The sequence below is a fragment of the Cellulomonas triticagri genome, from assembly GCF_003696205.1.
Lineage (GTDB): Bacteria > Actinomycetota > Actinomycetes > Actinomycetales > Cellulomonadaceae > Cellulomonas > Cellulomonas triticagri.
In genome coordinates this window covers 1-18,997 of the sequence record NZ_RFFI01000086.1, presented here as the reverse complement: position 1 = coordinate 18,997, position 18,997 = coordinate 1, and the positions used below count along the sequence as shown (strand labels likewise).

22 protein-coding genes and 1 tRNA gene are annotated in these 18,997 nt (G+C 75.8%); 6 read left to right on the top strand and 17 right to left on the bottom strand.

The genetic code is table 11. From position 1 onward, the window contains the following. The 9 genes from EBM89_RS14545 to EBM89_RS14505 form a co-directional block, all read right to left on the bottom strand. On the bottom strand, window positions 1-314 hold a 314-nt coding region (locus EBM89_RS14545; protein WP_233571753.1), incomplete at its 3' end, for a Rho termination factor N-terminal domain-containing protein. A gap of 288 nt (window positions 315-602) precedes the next feature. Then, entirely contained in the window at window positions 603-1,559 is a 957-nt protein-coding gene (gene thrB, locus EBM89_RS14540; protein WP_122150148.1) for a homoserine kinase, read from the bottom strand. Window positions 1,560-1,567: 8 nt separating this feature from the next. Further along, window positions 1,568-2,659: a threonine synthase gene (gene thrC / locus EBM89_RS14535; RefSeq protein ID WP_122150146.1), complete on the bottom strand. Its 1,092-nt coding sequence runs from the start codon at window positions 2,657-2,659 to the stop codon at window positions 1,568-1,570. Continuing rightward, on the bottom strand, window positions 2,659-4,023 hold the full coding sequence (locus EBM89_RS14530; protein WP_122150144.1) for a homoserine dehydrogenase: 1,365 nt from the start codon (window positions 4,021-4,023) through the stop codon (window positions 2,659-2,661). The genes thrC and EBM89_RS14530 overlap by 1 nt, the downstream gene beginning before the upstream one ends. A gap of 156 nt (window positions 4,024-4,179) precedes the next feature. Further along, window positions 4,180-4,506 carry a HepT-like ribonuclease domain-containing protein gene (locus tag EBM89_RS14525; RefSeq protein ID WP_122150142.1) on the bottom strand — a complete coding sequence of 109 codons (327 nt, stop codon included), beginning with the start codon at window positions 4,504-4,506 and terminating at the stop codon, window positions 4,180-4,182. Beyond that, the gene (locus EBM89_RS14520) at window positions 4,503-5,087 is read right to left on the bottom strand and encodes a nucleotidyltransferase family protein (RefSeq protein ID WP_199732141.1); all 585 of its coding nucleotides are present in this window, start codon (window positions 5,085-5,087) and stop codon (window positions 4,503-4,505) included. Before EBM89_RS14520 ends, EBM89_RS14525 begins: the two co-directional genes overlap by 4 nt. 169 nt (window positions 5,088-5,256) lie before the next feature. Continuing rightward, a complete protein-coding gene (gene lysA / locus EBM89_RS14515; protein WP_122150140.1) occupies window positions 5,257-6,633 on the bottom strand; it encodes a diaminopimelate decarboxylase in 1,377 nt (458 codons plus the stop codon). Next, entirely contained in the window at window positions 6,630-8,309 is a 1,680-nt protein-coding gene (gene argS / locus EBM89_RS14510) for an arginine--tRNA ligase (RefSeq protein ID WP_122150138.1), read from the bottom strand. Before argS ends, lysA begins: the two co-directional genes overlap by 4 nt. A 67-nt stretch (window positions 8,310-8,376) precedes the next feature. After that, entirely contained in the window at window positions 8,377-9,663 is a 1,287-nt protein-coding gene (locus tag EBM89_RS14505; RefSeq protein WP_122150136.1) for a CynX/NimT family MFS transporter, read from the bottom strand. Between the two features lie 109 nt (window positions 9,664-9,772). Here EBM89_RS14505 and EBM89_RS14500 point away from each other — a divergent pair, with 109 nt between their 5' ends. Then, window positions 9,773-10,426, top strand: a complete 654-nt coding sequence (locus EBM89_RS14500) for a FadR/GntR family transcriptional regulator (RefSeq protein WP_122150134.1) — start codon at window positions 9,773-9,775, stop codon at window positions 10,424-10,426. Window positions 10,427-10,484: 58 nt separating this feature from the next. Further along, window positions 10,485-10,557: transfer RNA gene (locus tag EBM89_RS14495), tRNA-Arg, on the top strand. 269 nt (window positions 10,558-10,826) lie between these two features. Here EBM89_RS14495 and EBM89_RS14490 read toward each other — a convergent pair. Continuing rightward, window positions 10,827-11,723 carry a sulfurtransferase gene (locus EBM89_RS14490; RefSeq protein WP_122150132.1) on the bottom strand — a complete coding sequence of 299 codons (897 nt, stop codon included), beginning with the start codon at window positions 11,721-11,723 and terminating at the stop codon, window positions 10,827-10,829. A gap of 347 nt (window positions 11,724-12,070) precedes the next feature. Between EBM89_RS14490 and EBM89_RS14485 the strand changes: the two genes are divergently transcribed. Next, on the top strand, window positions 12,071-12,325 hold the full coding sequence (locus EBM89_RS14485; protein WP_122150130.1) for a nuclease: 255 nt from the start codon (window positions 12,071-12,073) through the stop codon (window positions 12,323-12,325). Between the two features lie 4 nt (window positions 12,326-12,329). Here EBM89_RS14485 and EBM89_RS14480 read toward each other — a convergent pair whose 3' ends face one another. Further along, entirely contained in the window at window positions 12,330-12,716 is a 387-nt protein-coding gene (locus tag EBM89_RS14480; protein ID WP_122150160.1) for a four-helix bundle copper-binding protein, read from the bottom strand. A 109-nt stretch (window positions 12,717-12,825) separates the two neighbouring features. Between EBM89_RS14480 and EBM89_RS14475 the strand changes: the two genes are divergently transcribed. Further along, window positions 12,826-13,671 carry a Cof-type HAD-IIB family hydrolase gene (locus tag EBM89_RS14475; protein WP_122150128.1) on the top strand — a complete coding sequence of 282 codons (846 nt, stop codon included), beginning with the start codon at window positions 12,826-12,828 and terminating at the stop codon, window positions 13,669-13,671. A 12-nt stretch (window positions 13,672-13,683) separates the two neighbouring features. Here EBM89_RS14475 and EBM89_RS14470 read toward each other — a convergent pair whose 3' ends face one another. Beyond that, complete coding sequence (locus EBM89_RS14470) at window positions 13,684-13,953, bottom strand: hypothetical protein (protein WP_122150126.1); 270 nt, start codon at window positions 13,951-13,953, stop codon at window positions 13,684-13,686. Window positions 13,954-14,076: 123 nt separating this feature from the next. On the opposite strand from EBM89_RS14470, the gene EBM89_RS14465 reads away from it, so the two are divergent. After that, window positions 14,077-14,439 (top strand): hypothetical protein, encoded by a 363-nt coding sequence (locus tag EBM89_RS14465; protein ID WP_122150125.1) that lies wholly within the window; start codon window positions 14,077-14,079, stop codon window positions 14,437-14,439. Window positions 14,440-14,455: 16 nt separating this feature from the next. Here EBM89_RS14465 and EBM89_RS14460 read toward each other — a convergent pair whose 3' ends face one another. Then, window positions 14,456-14,797, bottom strand: a complete 342-nt coding sequence (locus EBM89_RS14460; protein ID WP_122150158.1) for a YciI family protein — start codon at window positions 14,795-14,797, stop codon at window positions 14,456-14,458. A gap of 80 nt (window positions 14,798-14,877) precedes the next feature. Further along, window positions 14,878-15,510, bottom strand: a complete 633-nt coding sequence (locus EBM89_RS14455; protein WP_122150123.1) for an FMN-dependent NADH-azoreductase — start codon at window positions 15,508-15,510, stop codon at window positions 14,878-14,880. 88 nt (window positions 15,511-15,598) lie between these two features. Between EBM89_RS14455 and EBM89_RS14450 the strand changes: the two genes are divergently transcribed. Continuing rightward, complete coding sequence (locus EBM89_RS14450; protein WP_122150156.1) at window positions 15,599-16,099, top strand: MarR family winged helix-turn-helix transcriptional regulator; 501 nt, start codon at window positions 15,599-15,601, stop codon at window positions 16,097-16,099. Here the strand turns inward: EBM89_RS14450 and EBM89_RS14445 are convergent. The 3 genes from EBM89_RS14445 to EBM89_RS14435 all read right to left on the bottom strand — a co-directional run. Beyond that, complete coding sequence (locus EBM89_RS14445; RefSeq protein WP_199732140.1) at window positions 16,096-16,902, bottom strand: ABC transporter ATP-binding protein; 807 nt, start codon at window positions 16,900-16,902, stop codon at window positions 16,096-16,098. The genes EBM89_RS14450 and EBM89_RS14445 overlap by 4 nt on opposite strands. Beyond that, on the bottom strand, window positions 16,899-17,957 hold the full coding sequence (locus EBM89_RS14440) for a FecCD family ABC transporter permease (protein ID WP_199732139.1): 1,059 nt from the start codon (window positions 17,955-17,957) through the stop codon (window positions 16,899-16,901). The genes EBM89_RS14445 and EBM89_RS14440 overlap by 4 nt, the downstream gene beginning before the upstream one ends. Next, on the bottom strand, window positions 17,954-18,997 hold a 1,044-nt coding region (locus tag EBM89_RS14435; RefSeq protein WP_199732138.1), incomplete at its 5' end, for a FecCD family ABC transporter permease. The genes EBM89_RS14435 and EBM89_RS14440, both read right to left, overlap by 4 nt.

Below are 18,997 nucleotides of genomic sequence, written 5' to 3'. Positions count from 1 at the left end.
GGCTCGGCGGTCTCGGGGCGACCGGCGGCGCGGGTCGCGGCGCGGCGCGTCCGGGTGGCCGGGGCCTCGGCAGCGGGTGCGTCGGCGCTCGGAGCGGCGGCGCGCGTGGACGACTTCGCGCCGCCGTTCTTCGACCCGCCGTTCTTCGCCTCGATGGCGTCGACCAGGTCGCTCTTGCGCATCCGGGAGGTCCCGGTCACGCCCAGCTGGGCGGCCAGGGCCTGCAGCTCGGGCATGCGCATCGCGGAGATCGCGCCGCCACGGGCGGAGCCGCCGGAGCCGGTGCTCACGGCGGGCTCGATGGTGTCTGTCACGAAGGACCCTTCCCCCTCGTCGGGGACCGTCGCCGTCCGATGAGGCGCGGTCCGCATCCGCCCCGCGTCGGGGCTAGGAGCGTCGGTGAGGCCGCACGTACGACGCGCAGGACTTCGTCCTGCGGAGCGTCAGGATCACGTGGGCTGGACGTCCCCCGTCGCGGACCTCGTCGGTACCGGACCCTCCGCGGACGGCGTGCCAGGGGCGGCGCTGCACCGGGGGGAGGGAGCTCGGACGTCAGGACGAGGTCCGGGGAACTCCCGCAGCATAGCACCGGAGCACCACGATCAGGGCAGTCTCCGCCAGGTCGCGCCGGTCGCGTCGATGCCAGGTCGCACGATGCGCCACCCGCCCATCGCGCCGCCGAACACCTGGTCCAGGGCACGGTCGGCGTCCGTCGGCGCCGTCGCCGCGTCCGCGATCTCACCCGCTGCGCGGCCGAGCACGAGCACGGTCGGCCCCGCGCCGGACACCACCGCGGGCACGTCGAGGGCCCGCAGCGCGTCGACCAGCGCCAGGCTCTCCGGCATGACCGACCGGCGGTAGTCCTGGTGCAGCCGGTCCAGGGTGGCGGGCAGCAGCAGGTCCGGGCGACGGCCCAGCGCCTCGACCAGCAGCGCGGCGCGCCCGGCCTGGAACGCGGCGTCGCCGTGCGGGACCTGCGCGGGCAGCACGCCCCGCGCGTGCGACGTGGACAGGCGGGTCGTCGGCACCACCGCGATCGGCAGCAGCGTCTCGTGCACCGGCAGCCGGGCGGCGTGCGCGGTGCCCGCACCGGCGTCCGTCCACGCGACCGTCGCGCCGCCGAGCAGCGCCGGGGCGGCGTTGTCCGGGTGCCCCTCGAGCTCGGTCGCCAGGCGCAGCACGACGTCGTCGTCCAGCCACTCCGGCTCGGCGACGAGCGCGCGCGCCGCGAGCAGCCCTGCGACGACCGCGGCGGCGGACGACCCGAGCCCGCGCCCGTGCGGGATGCGGTTGCGGCAGGTCAGGTGCAGGCCGGTCTGCGGGGCGCCGACGTGGTCGAGCCCGTGCCGCAGCGCGCGCACCACCAGGTGGTCCTCGCCGGACGGCACCTCGCCCGCTCCCTCCCCCACGACGTCCACGACGACCTCGGCGGACCCGAGGGCCCGGACCTCGACGTCGTCGTGCAGCGCCAGCGCGAGCCCCAGGGCGTCGAACCCGGGCCCGAGGTTGGCGCTCGTCGCCGGGACGCGCACCCGCGCCCGGTCGGCTCCCAGTCGCACGGCCGGGCTCAGCCGAGGCCGAGCGCGTCGGCGATCTCGACCACGTCGGGGCGGACCCGGACGGGCACGACGTCGTCGCCGTCGGCGGTGCGCAGCGCCCACTGCGGGTCCTTGAGCCCGTGGCCCGTGACCGTGACGACGATGCGCGCGCCCGCCGGGACCCGGCCCTGCTCGGCGAGCTTGAGGATGCCCGCGACGCCCGCGGCGGACGCGGGCTCGACGAACACGCCGACCTGCGAGGACAGCACGCGGTGCGCGTGCAGGATCTCGTCGTCCGTCACGGCCTCGATCAGACCGCCCGACAGGTCGCGCGCCGCCTCGGCCTGCGTCCAGGACGCCGGGTTGCCGATGCGGATCGCGGTGGCGATCGTCTCGGGCTCGGTGATCGGGTGGCCCGCGACGATGGGCGCCGCGCCCGCCGCCTGGAAGCCCCACATGATCGGGGTGTGCGTCGCGACCGCGCCGTGCTCGGCGCCCGCGTCCAGGCCCGCGTACTCGCGGAAGCCCTTCCAGTACGCGGTGATGTTCCCGGCGTTGCCGACCGGCAGGGCGTGGATGTCCGGGGCGTCGCCCAGGGCGTCCACGATCTCGAACGCGCCGGTCTTCTGGCCCTCGATGCGGTCGGGGTTCACGGAGTTCACGAGCTCGACCGGGTACGCCTCCGCGAGCTTGCGGGCGGCCACGAGGCAGTCGTCGAAGTTGCCGTCGACCTGCAGCAGCGTCGCGCCGTGCGCGATGGCCTGGGAGAGCTTGCCCATCGCGATCTTGCCGTCCGGCACCAGCACCGCGCAGACCATGCCCGCGGCGGTCGCGTACGCGGCGGCCGACGCCGAGGTGTTGCCGGTCGACGCGCACACCACGGCCTTCGCGCCACGGCCCGCCGCGGCCGACATCGCCGTCGTCATCCCGCGGTCCTTGAACGACCCGGTCGGGTTCATGCCCTCGACCTTGACGAACACCTCGGCCCCCGTGAGCGCCGACAGCGCGGGCGCGGCGACGAGCGGGGTGCCGCCCTCCCCCAGGGTGATGACGCGCTGCTGCACGTGGGCGGGCAGCCGGTCGGCGTACTCGCGGATGACGCCGCGCCACTGGTGTGCCATCAGGCTCCCTCGACTCGCAGGACGGACACGACCTCGCGCACGGAGGCGAGGTCGCGGATCGCGGCGACGGTGGCGGCCAGCGCGGCCTCCGGCGCCTCGTGCGTGGTGATGACGAGGCGCGCCACCCCGGGGGCGCCGTCGTCGGTGGCCGGGGTGTCCGCGGGCGACTGCCGCACCGCCTCGATGGACACGCCGCGCTCGGCGAGCTCGGCCGACACCTGGGCGAGCACGCCCGGGCGGTCGTCCACGTCGAGCCGCACCTGGTACCGGGTGCGCGCGGCGTCGGCGGGCAGCACCGGCAGGTCCGCGTACCAGGACTCGGCCGGGCCGCGCCCGCCGTGCACCCGGTGCCGGGCGGCCGACACGACGTCGCCCAGCACGGCGCTCGCCGTGGGGGCGCCGCCCGCGCCGCGGCCGTAGAACATGAGCTCGCCCGCGGCCTCGGCCTCGACGAACACCGCGTTGAACGCGCCGCGCACGCCCGCGAGCGGGTGGGCCAGCGGCACCAGCGACGGGTGCACGCGCACCTGCACGCCCTCGGCGCCGTCCGCACCGGTGCGGCGCTCCGCGATGGCGAGCAGCTTGATGACGTGGCCCGTGCGACCGGCCCACGCGACGTCGTCCGCGGTGACCGCCGTGATGCCCTGCCGGTCGACGTCCGCGATCGACACCCGGGTGTGGAACGCGAGCGACGCGAGGATCGCGGCCTTCGCGGCGGCGTCGAAGCCCTCGACGTCGGCCGTCGGGTCCGCCTCGGCGTACCCCAGCGCCTGCGCGTCGGCGACGACCTCCGCGAGACCGAGGCCCTCGGTGGCCATCCGGTCGAGCACGTAGTTGGTGGTGCCGTTGACGATGCCGAGCACGCGGTGGATCCGGTCGCCGGTCAGCGACTCCCGCACCGGGCGCACCAGCGGGATCGCCCCCGCGACGGCGGCCTCGAAGTACAGGTCCACGCCCGCGGCGTCCGCGGCGGCGTACAGCGTCGGGCCGTCCTCGGCGAGCAGCGCCTTGTTCGCCGTCACGACGGCGGCGCCGTGCTCGACGGCGCGCAGCAGCAGGGACCGCGCGGGCTCGATGCCGCCCACGACCTCGACCACGACGTCCGCCCGGGCGACCAGGCCCTCGGCGTCGGCGGTCAGCAGGGACCGGTCCACGACCGGGTCGCGCGGGGCGTCCACGTCGCGCACGGCCACGCCGACGAGCTCCAGCGGGGCACCCACGCGTGCGGCCAGGTCGGCGGCCTGGGTGGTGAGGAGGCGCACGACCTCGGTGCCGACGACGCCGCAGCCGAGCAGCGCGACCCGCACCGGGGTCGTCGTCGTGGCGGGCGTGGTGGGTCGGCCGGTCTGGTCGCGTTCGGTCACCGCGTACGCCTCTCGATCACGCCCGGCGACGCCGGGGCCCCTGTGGTCCGACCGGGCCGCTGACCCGGTCGGACCACAGGATAGGGGGACGGTCGAGGGACCCGAGGGGGCATCCACACCCTGGGCGACAGCGCGCCCCCGGTCAGCGGGCTCCGGTCACGAGGGCGTGGCGGCGTCGTGCAGCCCTCGCTCCAGCGGGTCGAGCTCCCGCTCGAGCGCACGGAGCACCTCGGCGGGCTCGACAGACTCGTAGCCGTGCACGAGCCGGTTGCGCAGCCCGCGGGCGCGATCCCACTTCCCCGAGCACACCGCGTCACGCATCGGGCCCGGCAGCCTGCCGATGCTCTCGATCGCCGCCGACAACCGCATGCACACGGCGTCGAGCGCCAGGCCCGCCTGGGTGGGCACGTGGTCGAGGTGGGACCGCACCACACCGAGGTGCTCGAGCGCGTCCTCGACGTGGTGGACCGGTGTCCGGGTCACAGGGCGACCGCCTCGACGGTCGCCGCGACCGCAGGCCGCAGGGCCCGGGCGTTGGCGACGTCGACCGGTCTGCCGAGGATCTTCGCGATCTCCAGCTCCAGGTCGACCAGGTCCATCAGGCCGACCTCCGGTCCCACGTCGACCAGCAGGTCGACGTCCGAGTCCGGGCCGTCCTCCCCGCGGGCGACCGACCCGAACACCCGGACGTTCGTCACCCCGGACCGCTCCGCCGCCGCGACGATGGCATCCCGCCGGGTCCCGAGCACCCGCCCGAGCATCGACTCGGGCTCGGCGGCGGGCCCGGCGGCCGGTCCCTCCGGGACCGCGGGGTCACGCACGCGGTCCACCCGACCCAGCAGCCGCGCGACCTCCGGCTGGCTGCGCCCCATCGCCGCCGCGATGCGTCGCTGGCTCCACCCGTGCGTGGCCGCCTGGCTCGCCGCGGTCACCAACGACCGCGCGGCGTCGGCCCGGAGACGGTCCGCCCGTTCGGCCGTCGCCCCGAGGTACTCGGCCAGCGCGCGCTCCACGGCGCGCTCCGCCTCGGTCACGAGCATCGTCTCGTCCACCCTGTCGTCCACCCTCGACCTCCGATCACACCTGCTCTCAGCGACCCCCGGACGTCAGTGTGGTCGGGGTGGAGGTACCTGGTGGTGGGGAGCGAGGGTGCGACGAGGGCTAGGTAGGTGGAGCGCGCCGGGCCGTACGGAGCCCTGGCGCGCGTACCCCCCGGGGGCGAGGCCTGAGCGGTCAGCCGAGGTCGAGGGCCAGGAGGTCGTCCTCGGTCTCGCGGCGCACCAGCACGCGGGTGGCGCCGTCGCGCACGGCGACGACCGGCGGGCGCGGCACGTGGTTGTAGTTCGACGCCATGGACCGGCCGTAGGCGCCGGTGGCGGCGACGGCCAGCAGGTCCCCGGCGGCGACGTCGGCGGGCAGCTGCACCTCGTGCACGACGACGTCCCCGCTCTCGCAGTGCTTCCCGACGACGCGGGCGAGCACCGTCTCCGGCGACCCCGGCCGGGAGACGAGGGCCGCGTGGTAGTGCGCGCCGTACAGCGCGGGGCGGATGTTGTCGCTCATCCCGCCGTCCACGGCCACGTAGAGCCGGACCCTGCCGTCGTCGATCGTCACGGGCTTGACGGTGCCGACGGTGTAGAGCGTCAGCGTCGTGGGCCCGACGATCGCGCGACCGGGCTCGAACGACAGCCGCGGCACCGGAGTGCCCAGGGCGGCGCACGCGGCGTCGACCGCGGCGGCGACCTCCTTGGCGATCCGCTCGACGTCCAGCGGCACGTCGCCCGGCAGGTACGCGATGCCGAACCCGCCGCCGAGGTCGACCTCCGGGGCCAGGTAGCCGGTGCGGGCGGCCAGCGCGGCCCGCAGCTCCAGCACCGTCCGGGCGGCCACCGCGAAGCCCGCGGGGTCGAGGATCTGCGAGCCGATGTGCGAGTGGATGCCGAGCAGCCGCAGCTCCGGGTGCTCCAGGACTCGCGTCAGCGCCGTCATCGCCGGGCTGTCGCCGCCGCCGGCGGGCGTCGCGACCGAGAGGCCGAACTTCTGGTCCTCGTGCGCCGTCGAGATGTACTCGTGGCCGCCCGCGTGCACGCCGGTGGTCACGCGCACCATCACGGGTGCGGGCTCGGCGCCCGCGCCCCGGGCGCGCACGGCGGCGACGACCCGGTCGACCTCGACGAGCGAGTCGACGATGATCCGGCCCACCCCGGCGTCGAGCGCCCGGGCGATCTCGGAGTCGGACTTGGTGTTGCCGTGCAGGCCGATGTCCGCGCCGGGGACGCCCGCGCGCAGCGCGACCGCGAGCTCGCCGCCCGTGGCGGTGTCGACCCGCAGGCCCTCCTCGTGCGCCCACCGGGCGACGGCGACCGACAGGAACGCCTTGCCCGCGTAGTACACGTCGACCTCGGCGCCGATCTGCGCGCAGGCCCCCTCGAAGGCGGTGCGCAGCGCCCGGGCGCGCGCCCGGAAGTCCGCCTCGTCCAGCACGTAGGCCGGGGTGCCCTGCGCGACCGCGAGGTCGCGGACGTCGACGCCCGCGACGCGCACGGCGCCGTCGGTGCCGCGCTCGGCGCTCGCGGGCCAGGGCAGGCCGAGCGGACCGGCCGTGGTCACATCCGCTCCGGGGCGCTCACCCCGAGCAGGGCCAGGCCGTTCGCGAGCACCTGCCGGGTGGCGTCGTTCAGCCACAGCCGGGTGCGGTGCACGTCGCCGACCTGCTCGTCGCCGAACGGCAGCACGCGGCGCTGGTCGTACCACTTGTGGTACGCCCCGGCGAGCTCCTCCAGGTAGCGGGCGACGCGGTGCGGCTCGCGCAGCTCGGCGGCCTGCGCGACGATCCGCGGCAGCTCGGCGATGCGGCCCAGCAGCACGGCCTCGGTCTCGTGGTCGAGCAGCGACGCGTCGAACCCGTCCGCGCGGCGCACGCTGGCGTCGGCGGCGTTGCGGCCGACCGCGCAGGTGCGGGCGTGCGCGTACTGCACGTAGAACACCGGGTTCTCGTTGGTCGCGCGGGTCAGCAGGTCGAGGTCCAGGTCGATGGACGAGTCGGTGGACGACCGCGCGAGCGAGTACCGCGCGGCGTCGACGCCGACGGCGTCGACCAGGTCCTCCAGCGTGACGACGGTGCCGGCGCGCTTGCTCATCCGGACCGGCTGGCCGTCCTTGACCAGGTTGACCATCTGGCCGATGAGGATCTCGAGGTTCACGCCGGGGGTGTCGCCGAACGCCGCGCACGCGGCCATCATCCGGCCCACGTACCCGTGGTGGTCGGCGCCGAGCATCATGATCGCCCGGTCGAAGCCGCGCTCGCGCTTGTCGAGGTAGTACGCCAGGTCGCCCGCGATGTACGCGGCCTCGCCGTCGGACTTCACGATGACGCGGTCCTTGTCGTCCCCGAAGTCCGTGGTGCGCAGCCACGTCGCGCCCTCGGCCTCGAAGACGTGCCCGAGCTCGCGCAGCCGCGCGACCGCGCGGTCCACGGCCCCGTTCTCGTGCAGCGAGTCCTCGTGGAAGTACACGTCGAAGTCGACGCCGAACTCGTGCAGCGCCTGCTTGATCTCGCCGAACATCAGGTCGACGCCGCGGGAGCGGAACACCTCCTGCGCCTCGGCGTCCGCCAGCGTGCGCGGGTCCGGGTCGCCCGCCGCGACGGCCTGGGCGATGACGGTCTCGGCGATGTCGGAGATGTACTGGCCGCCGTAGCCGTCCTCCGGGGCCTCCTCGCCCTTGGCGCGGGCCAGCAGCGACCGGGCGAACCGGTCGATCTGCGCGCCGTGGTCGTTGAAGTAGTACTCCCGGGTCACCGACGCGCCCGAGGCCTCCAGCACGCGGGCGAGGCTGTCGCCGACCGCGGCCCAGCGGACACCGCCGATGTGGATCGGGCCGGTCGGGTTCGCCGAGACGAACTCCAGGTCGATCTTCTCGCCCGCCAGGGTCGCGTTGCGGCCGTACGCCGCACCGGACTCGACGACGGAGCGCGCGAGCTCGCCCGCGGCGGCCGCGTCCAGCGTGATGTTGAGGAAGCCCGGACCGGCGACGTCGACCTTCGCGACGCCCGGGGCGTCCGCGAGACGGCGCGCGAGCTCCTCGGCGAAGGCGCGCGGGTTGGTGCCCGCCTTCTTCGCGAGCTGCAGCGCGACGTTGGTGGCCCAGTCGCCGTGCTCGCGCTGGCGGGGTCGCTCCACGTGCACCGTGGCGGGCAGGTCGGCGGCGTCCAGGGCGAAGGTCCCGTCGGCGACGGCGCCCGCGAGGGCGGCGCGCAGGGACTCGGAGAGCTCAGCGGGGGTCACCGGACAAGCGTAGCGACGCGACGGCACTCCCCCGACCGCACGTCCACCCGACGGCACGACCACCCGGTCAGGCGGGGTCGACGTCCTCGCCCGGCGCCCGGCGCGGCAGCCAGGTGTCCTCCAGCATCACCGGGCGGCACGCCACGGTCGCCGCGACCAGCAGCACCACGAGCGTCCCGATGAGGAACAGCAGCGCCGCCGTCCACGTGCCCGTGGCGTCGTACAGCACGCCGACCAGCAGCGGCCCCGTCCCCGCGATGGCGTACCCGACGCCCTGCGTGAAGCCGGACAGCGACGCCGCCCCCGCCGAGGTGCGGGTGCGCAGGTTGATGAGCGCGAGCAGCACCGGGAACGCTCCGGGTCCGAAGCCGCCCAGCAGGATCCACAGCCAGACCGGTCCACCCGGCGCCACGAGCAGGCCGATGTACGACGCCACGAAGCAGGCCACGAAGAACACGACCAGGCCGATCGGGTTGCGCATCCGCGCCGCCGCGATCGGCGCGACCAGCGCCGGCGGCAGACCCAGGATCGCGAACACCGACAACCACACCCCGGCCGCGTGCGGGGACGTCCCGCCGTCCACCAGGATCTGCGGCAGCCACGCGAACATCGCGTACGAGTCCAGCGAGTTCATGGCGAACGTCACCGCCATGCCCCACGCCAGCGGGCTGCGCCACACCCGCCCGCCCGACCGGTGCCGGGACGTCAGCGCGGGCGTCGTCGCCGGGGCGCGCCGCAGCAGGCCCGACAGCTCCGAGCGCGCCGCCGCCGACCGGACGACCACCACCAGCCACGGCACCGCGGCCAGCACCCCGACGACCGCCCACACCGACAGCGACGTCCGCCAGCCCAGGCGCTCCGCGACCGGCACGGCCAGCAGCGCGGGCACCGCCGTGCTGAACGTCATCGTCACCGAGTAGATCGACGTGACCACGCCGATCTTGTCCGGGAAGTACCGCTTCACCACCGGCGGCAGCAGCACGTTGCCCATGCCCATGCCCGCCAGCGCGATCACCGACCACCCCAGGAACCCCGTCGCCGTCGAGGTCCCCGAGCGGATCAGCTCGCCCGTCACCGACAGCAGCATCGCCGCGACCAGCAGCGGCTCCAGCCCCACCCGGCGCGCGAGCACCGGGGTCAGCGACCCGAACACCGCGAACGACACCACCGGGATCGCGCCCAGCAGCCCCGCCTCCGTCGCGGACAGCGCCACGTCCGCGCGGACCAGGTCCAGGATGGGCGACACGGACGCCACGGCGATCCGCAGGTTCAGCGCGACCAGCACCACACCGAGCAGCACGACACGGCGACCGCGCCACGGAGCAGAGGGACCGGCGGGCAGGGACGACGACATGCGACCTCGAGGACAGGGCTGAGCGGGTGGCGCACGGCCTCGGGCGCTGGCGGACGGGCACCCGAGTCGTGTTGAATCGCGGCACACCTGACCAGGGAGACTACTCCGCATGACGCGACGCACCGGACTCATCGACGCGACGGTGGCGCAGCTGAGGACCCGGATCACCTCCGGCGAGTGGCCCGTCGGCACCCGCATCCCGCCCGAGCCCGCGCTGGTCGAGCTGCTGGGCGTCGGCCGCAACACGGTGCGCGAGGCCGTGCAGTCGCTGGTCCACGCCGGTCTCGTCGAGCGCCGCCAGGGCTCCGGCACCTACGTGCTGTCCGCCTCGGAGCTCGCCGTCAGCATGGGCCGCCAGATCGCCGACGCCCGGCAGCGCGACGTCATCGAGGTCCGCCGCAGCCTCGAGGTCGAGGCCGGACGCCTCGCCGCGCGCCGCCGGACCACCCAGGACGTCGCCACGATCACCGCGCTGCGCGACGAGCGCGCCGAGGCGTACCGGTCCCGGCAGCTGGACCGCATGGTCGACGCCGACCTCGCGCTGCACCGCGCCATCGCCCGCGCCGCCCGCAACCCCGTGCTGCTGTCCATGTACGAGAACCTCATCGACGCGATCACCGACAACATCCGGTTCAACTTCGCGCAGGTCCTGCAGGACGGCGACAACCACGACGCCCTCGTCGAGGCCATCGCGCTCGGCGACGACGTCCGGGCCGTCGAGGAGACCACCACGTACCTGTCGGGGCTGCTCGGGGAGGACTGAGCACCTGGTAGTCTCGTGCACCGCACCAGCCCGTCCGGGTCGGTGCGCAGCAGGTCCCGCCCTCGTAGCTCAGTGGATAGAGCGTCTGCCTCCGGAGCAGAAGGTCGTAGGTTCGAATCCTATCGAGGGCACAGCAGAAGGCCCGGTCCCCCCGCGAGGGAGACCGGGCCTTCGTCGTCCCCCCCGTGACCGAACCGCGCGCCGCGGACCTCACCCGCTATGGCGAGCAGGGTCGCCATGACCGGGAGATCGGGCGAGTGTGCTCGCCATTGTCGAGAGGACTCGTCATGACCGGGCGCACCGGCCGGCACGGCGTGGCCGAGCAGGAGATCACGCTGATGTCCGGCTCGATCGGTCCGCGCCTGGAGGCCGTCGCCCGCGCCGGCGCGTAGCCGCGACCTCACCCCACCGCGACCGCCAGCCGGTCCTGCGCCGTCCACTCCGACAGCGACCCGTCGTAGACGGCGACCTCGGCCCCGGACACGACGTACGCCGCGAACGCGGGCAGCGTCGCGGCGATGCCGCCGCCGCAGTAGGTGACGGCGCCGTCGGCGTCGAGCAGCCCGCCTGCCCGCAGCTGCTCGCGCAGCGCGTCGACGGGCAGGAACCGGCCGGTGGCGGGGTCGAGGAGCGTGAACAGCGGCAGGTTGACGCTGCCGGGGATGCGCCCGCGCCGGGTGTACGTGCTGACCTCCTGGTCCCCACGGAACGTGGCGGGGTCGAGGGCGTTCACCAGCAGGCCGGCTGCGGTGCCCGCCGAGATCCGCTCGACCTGCGGGAGCGTCGCGAGGAGGTCGGGGCGCTCGCGGGGCGTGAGCGTCGCCGGGCGCGACCGCGCGGCCTCGTCGTCGGCGGCGCCGGACGCGGTGGGGTACCCGGCGGCCTGCCACGCGGCGAGCCCGCCGTCGAGGACGGAGACGGCGTCGTGGCCGAGCCAGCGCAGCAGCCACCACACCCGGGTCGCCCACGCGGAGCCGACCGTGTCGTAGACCACGACGTGGGTGTCGTCGCCGACGCCGAGCGCCCCGAACGCGGCCGCGAGCGCGTCGGGGGCGGGCAGGGTGAACGGGTACGGGCCGTCGGGGTCGGACAGCTCGCCGGTCACGTCGGCGAACGCCGCGCCGGGGACGTGCGCGGCGCGGTACTGCTCCCGCAGCGGGCCGGCGGTGTACGGCTCCCCCTCGCCGTGCGTGACGAGCGTCGTGGACGCGTCCAGGACCAGCAGCGGGGTGGCGGCGGCGTCGAGCGCGGCGCGCAGGGCCTCCGGGGCGACGAGGGCGGGGAGTGCGGGTGCCATGGGATCTCCTCCTGCGGTGGGCCGGTCCGCCGACGGTAGGTCGCGCACCGGGTGGCGCGGCAGGGCGGGCCCAGGTGGCGGACGTGTGTGACGGGCACCTGGGGTCGGCATCCGGACGACCCGTTGACACCGCCGGGGCGACTGCTCACACTCGTGCGCATGTCCGTCGTCCGGCTCGCCACGCCCCCGCGCTCCGCGCGGCACGCCGTGGTGCCCGCGACGCGGTGCAGCTGTCGCCCCTGTCGTTGACGACCCCGTCGTCCGACCCGCGACCGCCCGCGCACCCCTCCGAGGTGCTCCTCAGGGCCGTCGCCGCCCGCGCAGCCCCGCACCCCAGGAGACTCCCCGTGCCGTACCCCACCCGCAGCGACGTCCTGCCCATCCAGGCGGTCGTCGCCACCGCCTCCCCGAGCGCCTGGCGCGACGGGCTCGTCCTCGCCCAGGCGGACGCGCAGGTGACCGTCGCCCTGCTCGACGGGGAGGTGCACGACCTGGTCACGGGCGCGACGCCGCAGCCCGGCGAGCCGGTCGCGCTGCACCCGGTCGCCGGGCTGCTGGCGGTGGGCGGCGCGTGGTTCGCCGCGCGCCCCGCGGTCGGCTAGCGCGTCAGGCCGCCATCGCGCGGCAGGCGTCGGCCATCGCCCGGCACGCCATCGCGCAGATCCGGCAGTGCTCGGACATGGCGGCGTGCTGCTCGCACTCGGCGGCGCACGCCTCGGCCATGGCGACGCAGGTGCCCATCATCGACGCCATGACGGTCGCGTCGTAGCCTGCCGGGCGCATCATCATCCGCATCGCGGTGGTGGCGACGTCGGCGGTGCTCGCGCACATCGACGCACACCGGCCCATGCCCTCGCCGCCGTCGGCGTCCGCGCACATGGTCGCGGCCATCGCGGCCGCGGAGCACGCCTCGATGCACGCCTGCATCGACATCGGGTCGGTACCCGCGTCGGTCGCCGGCATCGCCTTCATCATGTCCGCCATCATGCTCATGGTCGTCCCCGTCCTCGTGGTCGTCCGGTCCCGCATCGGCACCTGCGACGCTACGCCCGGGCCCCGGACGGTGACCAGGGTGCGGCGCGGTGCCGCCTAGGGTGGAGGCGTGCCGAACGTGACGTCCCCGCAGCCGAAGATCGTGTTCCTCGACGTGGACGGCACCTTCGCCGACCACGGCGTGGTCCCGCCGGGCCACGTGGCGGCGGTGCGGGCGGCGCGGGCCGCCGGGCACCGGGTGCTGCTGTGCACGGGCCGCCCGATGTCGATGCTGCCGGAGCACATCCTCGGCGTCGGCTTCGACGGGGTCGTGGCGTCGGCGGGCGGCTGGGTGGAGGTCGACGGGCAGGTGCTGCGCGACCAGCGGTTCCCCGCGGACGTCGCGGCGCACGTCGTCGAGGTGCTGGACGCGCACGACGCCGCGTACGTGCTGGAGGCGCCGCGGGCGCTCTACGGGCGACCGGGCGTGGACGAGCGGCTGCGCCGCCTGCTGGCCGGGCACGTGCGGGACCCGGAGACGGGCGACGCGCGTCCGCCGAGCATCCTCGCGGGCCTGGAGATGCGGGACGACCTGGCGTCGTGCTCGTTCGCGAAGGTGACGTTCTTCGACTCGCGCACGCCCTGGCACGAGCTGGGGGCGGAGCTCGGCCCGGAGGTCGGGATCCTGCCGTCGTCGGTCGCCGCGCGGGGCGAGTCCTCCGGGGAGGTGTACCTCGCGGGGGTGCACAAGGCCGTGGGCATCGAGGCAGTCACCGCGCACCTCGGGCTCGCCCGGGAGGACGTGATCGCGTTCGGCGACGGGATGAACGACGTCGAGATGCTGGAGCACGCCGGGGTGGGCGTGGCGATCGAGGGCGCGGACCCGCAGGTGCTCGCGGCCGCCGACCGGGTGGCCGCGGGGCCGCAGCACGAGGGCCTGGTCCCGGCGTTCCGGGACCTCGGCCTCATCCCCTGAACGGGGGCGCGGTCACCAGCCCGCGACGTTGCGCAGGCCCTGCTCGGGCGTCAGCCGCACCAGGGTGAACCCGCCGGCGTCCTCGACCTCGACGCTCACCGAGGCGGTCCGGCCGCGCTGCTCGCGCGCCGCCCACTCGAAGACCTCGAGCACGTCGCCGACGTCCGACAGCCGCCACCGCTCGGCCGGTCCGCCGCGCGCGGCGCCGAACTCCACCACGTAGACGGGGGCGTCGACCTGCGCCCAGGAGTACCGCGTGCCCACGTCGCGCACCTGCTGCATCGCCAGCCCCTCTCGCCGAGTCCTCCCTCCCTCGCAGTCTGCTCGCGGGTGGTGAACGCCGGGCGGACGGGGTGCGAAGACCCGGCGTCGGTCCCGCGGGCACGGAGCGCGTACCGTCGGGGCGTGCCCCGTCGCCGACCCGACCCCGTCCCCGGCCTGGTCGCGCGCGCCGAGCCGCGACACCCCGACACGGTGCGGCCGGACCCGGCGCAGCCGCACCGCGTGTGGTGGGCGGACCGGCTGCTGCTGCTCGTGTGGCTGGCGGCGGCGCTGGCGGGGGTGTTCGTGTGGACGGCGTTCGCCGAGGACCGGTGGCCGCCGCTGGTGGGCGCGCTGCTGGCGGCGCTCTCCGCCGTCGCGGCGCACGACGGGCGGCGCCGCTGGTCGTCCTCCCCCGGTGCGGGGCGGGACGCCGCGCGGGTGGCCGGGTCGGCGCTGCTCGCCCTGGTCCTGCTGCTGGGCGCCGTGCCGTTCGTCGTGCCCTGACACAGGCCGACCCGGCTCAGCTCTCGGGGTCGTCCTGGAACGCCCGGACCTCCTGCGCGCACCGGCACGCCGCGGCGATGCGCGCGGCCCACTCGAGCGCGACCTCGCGGGTGGGCACGTCGAGCACGGTGTATCCGCCCTCGAGCCGGGCGGTCTGCGGGTAGGTGCCGGGGGTGACGGTGCCGTCCGCGGCGACCCGCACCGGCGGGACGCTCTCGTCGATGCCGCCGCCGAACACCCAGACGCCCGCGGCCTTGGCCTCCCGGACGACCGCGTGCGACTCCTCGGCCGCGGCGGCGAGCCCGCCCGGGCCGAGCTGCATCTCCCCGCTGGGGAACGAGATCAGGTACTTGGCCATGGCGCCCATGGTGACGGAGCCGGTCGCAGGGCGCACGACGGCCGCCGACCCCGGTTCGGGGCGGCGGCCGTCGGGGGGTGTCAGCGCGCGGCGAGCGCCCGCCCGGCCGCGGCCGCGGCCTCCTCGGCCTCCTTGCGCATCAGCGCGGCGGGCTCCGCGAACGCGTCGAGCGCGGGGTTGACGCCGACGAGGGTGAGCTCGCGCTCGATCACCGTGAGGTCGGCGCCCCACACCTCGCCGATGATGCGGCGCAGGTAGTCGATGCCGTGGTCCCAGCCCTCCTTGGGGGTGCCGGGGGCGTAGGAGCCGCCGCGGGTGGTGATGAGCACGACCGGCTTGCCCGCGAGCACGGCGTCGCCCGGGGTGCCTCCGGCGATGACGAGGTCGATCCACGCCTTGGCGTGCTGGGAGACGCCCCAGTTGTACAGCGGCAGCGCGAGGACGGCGGCCTCGGCGGCGCGGACCTCGCCCGCGATCTCGGCGGCCAGCGCGACGGCGGCGGCCTGCTCGGGGGTGCGGTCGGCCTCGGGGGTGAACCCGGAGCCCACGGCGGTGGCCCAGGCGTCGGCCGGGATCGGGGTGGTGCCGAGGTGCCGGTGCACCAGGGTCTCGCCGGGGCGGGCGGCGAGGAGCTCGGCGGTGACGATGTCGGCGAGCGCGGCGCTGGCCGAGGCCGGTCCCTGGATGGTGGCGTCGATCCGCAGCACGGTCATGGGTCTCTCCCGAGAAGTGGTGTTGAATGTTCAACAGGCACCCTACGCACGGATGTGTTGAATGTTCAACACCGGTACGATCCCCGGTATGACCGAGCGGCACGTCACCCCCTGGCTCGCGGCCGAGCAGGTCGAGGACTGGAAGGCCGTCGCCGGGCTGATGATGACGCTGCCCGCCGTGCTCGACGCGCAGCTCAAGCGCGACTCCGGGATGAACCTGTTCGAGTACCACCTGCTCGTGGCCCTGGCCGGGCGCCCCGGTGGCGAGATCCCCATGAGCGACCTCGCCCGGATGATCCAGAGCTCGCCGTCCCGGCTGTCGCACGCCGTCGCCCGGATGGAGCGCGCCGGGTGGGTCGCGCGGGGCGACTGCGCGGCCGCGGGCAAGCGCACCGGCGCGCGGCTCACCCCCGCGGGGCGCGACCAGCTGCGGCGCGCCGCACCGGGGCACGTGCGGGAGGTCCGGCGCCTCGTCGTGGACAACCTGGGACCCGAGCGGCTGCGCGCGCTCGGGGACGCCGCCCGCAGCGTCGTCGCGCTGGCCGACCCCGAGGTGGCGGACCTGCTGGCCCGCCCCGACGCGGACTAGCGCCGCCGCCCCAGGGGGACGACCATCGGCGTGCCCACCGCCGGGTCGGGCACGACCATCGCCTCCAGGTCGAACACCTCCCGCACCATCTCCGGCGTGACGACGTCGGCGGGCGCCCCCTGGGCGACGACCGCACCGTCCCGCATCGCGACCAGGTGCGTCCCGTAGCGGCACGCCTGGTTGAGGTCGTGCAGCACGGCCACGAGGGTGCGACCCTCGCGGTGCAGGTCCACCAGCAGCTCCAGCAGGTCGTACTGGTGCGTGATGTCGAGGAACGTCGTCGGCTCGTCCAGCAGCAGCGTGCCGGTCTCCTGCGCCAGCACCATGGCCACCCACACCCGCTGCCGCTGCCCGCCGGACAGCTCCTCGACCAGGCGCGGCGCGAGCGCCGTGACCCCCGTGGCGGCCATGGCCCGGGCGACGGCGACGGCGTCCTCGCGGGACAGCTGGCGCCCGATGCGCTGGTGCGGGTACCGGCCCCGCATCACCAGGTCGGCCACGGTGATGCCCGACGGGGCCACGGACGTCTGCGGCAGCAGCCCGAGCGTGCGGGCGAGCTCCTTGCTGCCGAAGTCCCGCAGCGACCGCCCGTCGAGCAGCACGTCGCCCTGCGAGGGCCGCAGCAGCCGGGCCAGCGCGCGCAGCAGCGTCGACTTGCCGCACGCGTTCGGGCCCACGACGACGGTCAGCTCGCCCTCGGGGACCTCCAGGTCCAGGCCGGTGACCACGGTGCGGTCGCCGTATCCGAGCGTCAGGCCCCGCGCCGTGACGCGCGCGGCAGCGAGAGAGGTGGTGGTGGTCACTGGCGACGGGCCTCTCGGACGAGGAGCCAGACGAGGTACGCACCGCCGATGCTGACGGTGACCACCCCGACGGGCAGCTGGGTGGGGGCGAACGCGCGCTGGGCGAGCACGTCGGAGACGACGAGCAGCAGCGCGCCCATGGCCGCGGCGGACGCCAGGCCGGTGCCGCCGGCGCGGGTGAGGCGGCGCGCGAGCTGCGGGGCGGCGAGCGCGACGAACGAGATCGGCCCGGCGACGGCCGTGGCGACGGCGGTGAACGCGACGCCGACGACGACCAGCGCGGCCCGGGTGCGCTCCGGCGCGAGGCCGAGCGCGTGCGCGGCGTCGTCGCCCATCTCGAGCACGGACGCCCGGCGCCCGAGCAGCCCGAGCGCGACGACCAGCACGACGAGCACCCCGACGGTCGGGCCGACCTGCGGCCAGCCGACGCCGTTCAGGCTGCCCGCGCCCCACGCGGACGCCGCCATCGCCTGCTGCAGCTCCGCCGCCAGCACCAGCCAGGTGTTGAGGGAGCCGAGCAGGGCGGTGACGCCGATGCCGACGACGATGAGCCGGAACCCCTGCACCCCGCGCCGGTAGGCCAGCAGGTAGACGGCCGCCGCCGTGGCGAGGCCACCGGCCAGCGAGCCCGCCGCGACGGTGGTGTACCCGCCGCCGAGCACGATGATCGCGACCAGCCCGCCCGTGTACGACCCGGACGCGAAGCCGATGACGTCGGGAGAGCCCAGCGGGTTGCGGGTCAGGGACTGGAAGATCGCGCCGCTGACCGCCAGCGCGGCGCCGAGCAGCAGGGCGAGCAGCACCCGCGGCAGCCGCCAGCCGACCACGACCGTGCGGGCGGGGCCGTCCAGCGTCCCGGCGAGCGCACCGAGCACGTCGGGCACCGGCACCGTGTAGTCGCCGAGCCCGAGGGCGACGACGCCCGTCGCCAGCGCGGCGAGCACGAGGACCGTGGTCACGACGGCGGCACGGGCGTCCACCCGCACGGACAGCGCGTCACCCAGGCGCCACACGAACCTGCCGGGTCCCAGGTCGAGGTCGGACGCGGCGCTCACAGGGTGCTCGCGTTCCGGCGCCGGGCCAGCGCGATCAGCACGGGCGCGCCGAGCACCGCCGTGACGATGCCGACCTGCAGCTCGGCGGGCGCGATGACCAGGCGCCCGGCGACGTCGCTGAGCAGCAGCAGCGCGGGCGACAGCGTGAGGGTCAGCGGCAGCAGCCACCGCTGGTCCGGGCCGACCAGCCACCGCGCGACGTGCGGCACCATCAGCCCGACGAACCCGATGGGCCCGGCGGCGGCGGTCGCGGCCCCGCACAGCAGGGTGACCGCGAGGACGACGGCGCCGCGCAGCAGCGGCAGCCGGGTGCCCAGGGTGCGGGCGAGGTCGTCGCCGAGGGCGACCGCGTTGAGCGGGCGGGCGCAGAGCAGGGCGATGACGGTGCCGACGACGAGGAAGACCCCCACCGAGCGCGCGGTGTCCCAGGACACCGAGGCGAGCGACCCGGCGCCCCAGTAGCGCATGGCGTCGAAGACCCGCGGGCGCAGCAGCGTGACGCCGGAGGTGACGCCCGCGAGCACGCCCGCGAGCGCCATGCCCGCCAGCGTGAGCCGCACGGGCGTGGCGCCGGCCCCGGCGGAGCCGATCGCGTACACCGCGGCCGTCGCGACGACCGCGCCCCCGAACGCGAACCACACGAACTGCGTGATGTCGGTGAGCCCGAACGCCGCGGCCCCGACGACCACCGCGAACGCCGCACCGGCGTTGACGCCGAGGATGCCCGGGTCCGCCAGCGGGTTGCGGGTGAGCGCCTGGATCAGCGCGCCGGACAGGCCGAGCGCGACGCCGACCCCCAGGCCGACGACGGTGCGGGGCAGCCGCAGGTCGCGCACGACGACCTGCCCGTCCACGCCCGGGTCGAACCGGGTCAGCGCACCGAGCACGTCGCCGAACGGCACGGACCGCGCCCCGAGGGCGAGGCTCGCGACGACGGCGAGCAGCAGCACGACGGCGCCGCCCACGAGCCACGCCACCCGGGCCGCGGTGCCGGGCAGGCGCGCCGCGGCGGCCTCCTCGGCCTCGGCGCGCGCGGCGTC

What these genes read in the sequence shown, in the direction of transcription:
- thrC (WP_122150146.1), bottom strand. Translation starts at nt 2,659, where the DNA reads ATGGCACACCAGTGGCGCGGCGTCATCCGCGAGTACGCCGACCGGCTG.
- EBM89_RS14505 (WP_122150136.1), bottom strand. Translation starts at nt 9,663, where the DNA reads ATGTCGTCGTCCCTGCCCGCCGGTCCCTCTGCTCCGTGGCGCGGTCGC.
- EBM89_RS14500 (WP_122150134.1), top strand. Translation starts at nt 9,773, where the DNA reads ATGACGCGACGCACCGGACTCATCGACGCGACGGTGGCGCAGCTGAGG.
- EBM89_RS14490 (WP_122150132.1), bottom strand. Translation starts at nt 11,723, where the DNA reads ATGGCACCCGCACTCCCCGCCCTCGTCGCCCCGGAGGCCCTGCGCGCC.
- EBM89_RS14480 (WP_122150160.1), bottom strand. Translation starts at nt 12,716, where the DNA reads ATGAGCATGATGGCGGACATGATGAAGGCGATGCCGGCGACCGACGCG.
- EBM89_RS14470 (WP_122150126.1), bottom strand. Translation starts at nt 13,953, where the DNA reads ATGCAGCAGGTGCGCGACGTGGGCACGCGGTACTCCTGGGCGCAGGTC.
- EBM89_RS14460 (WP_122150158.1), bottom strand. Translation starts at nt 14,797, where the DNA reads ATGGCCAAGTACCTGATCTCGTTCCCCAGCGGGGAGATGCAGCTCGGC.
- EBM89_RS14455 (WP_122150123.1), bottom strand. Translation starts at nt 15,510, where the DNA reads ATGACCGTGCTGCGGATCGACGCCACCATCCAGGGACCGGCCTCGGCC.
- EBM89_RS14450 (WP_122150156.1), top strand. Translation starts at nt 15,599, where the DNA reads ATGACCGAGCGGCACGTCACCCCCTGGCTCGCGGCCGAGCAGGTCGAG.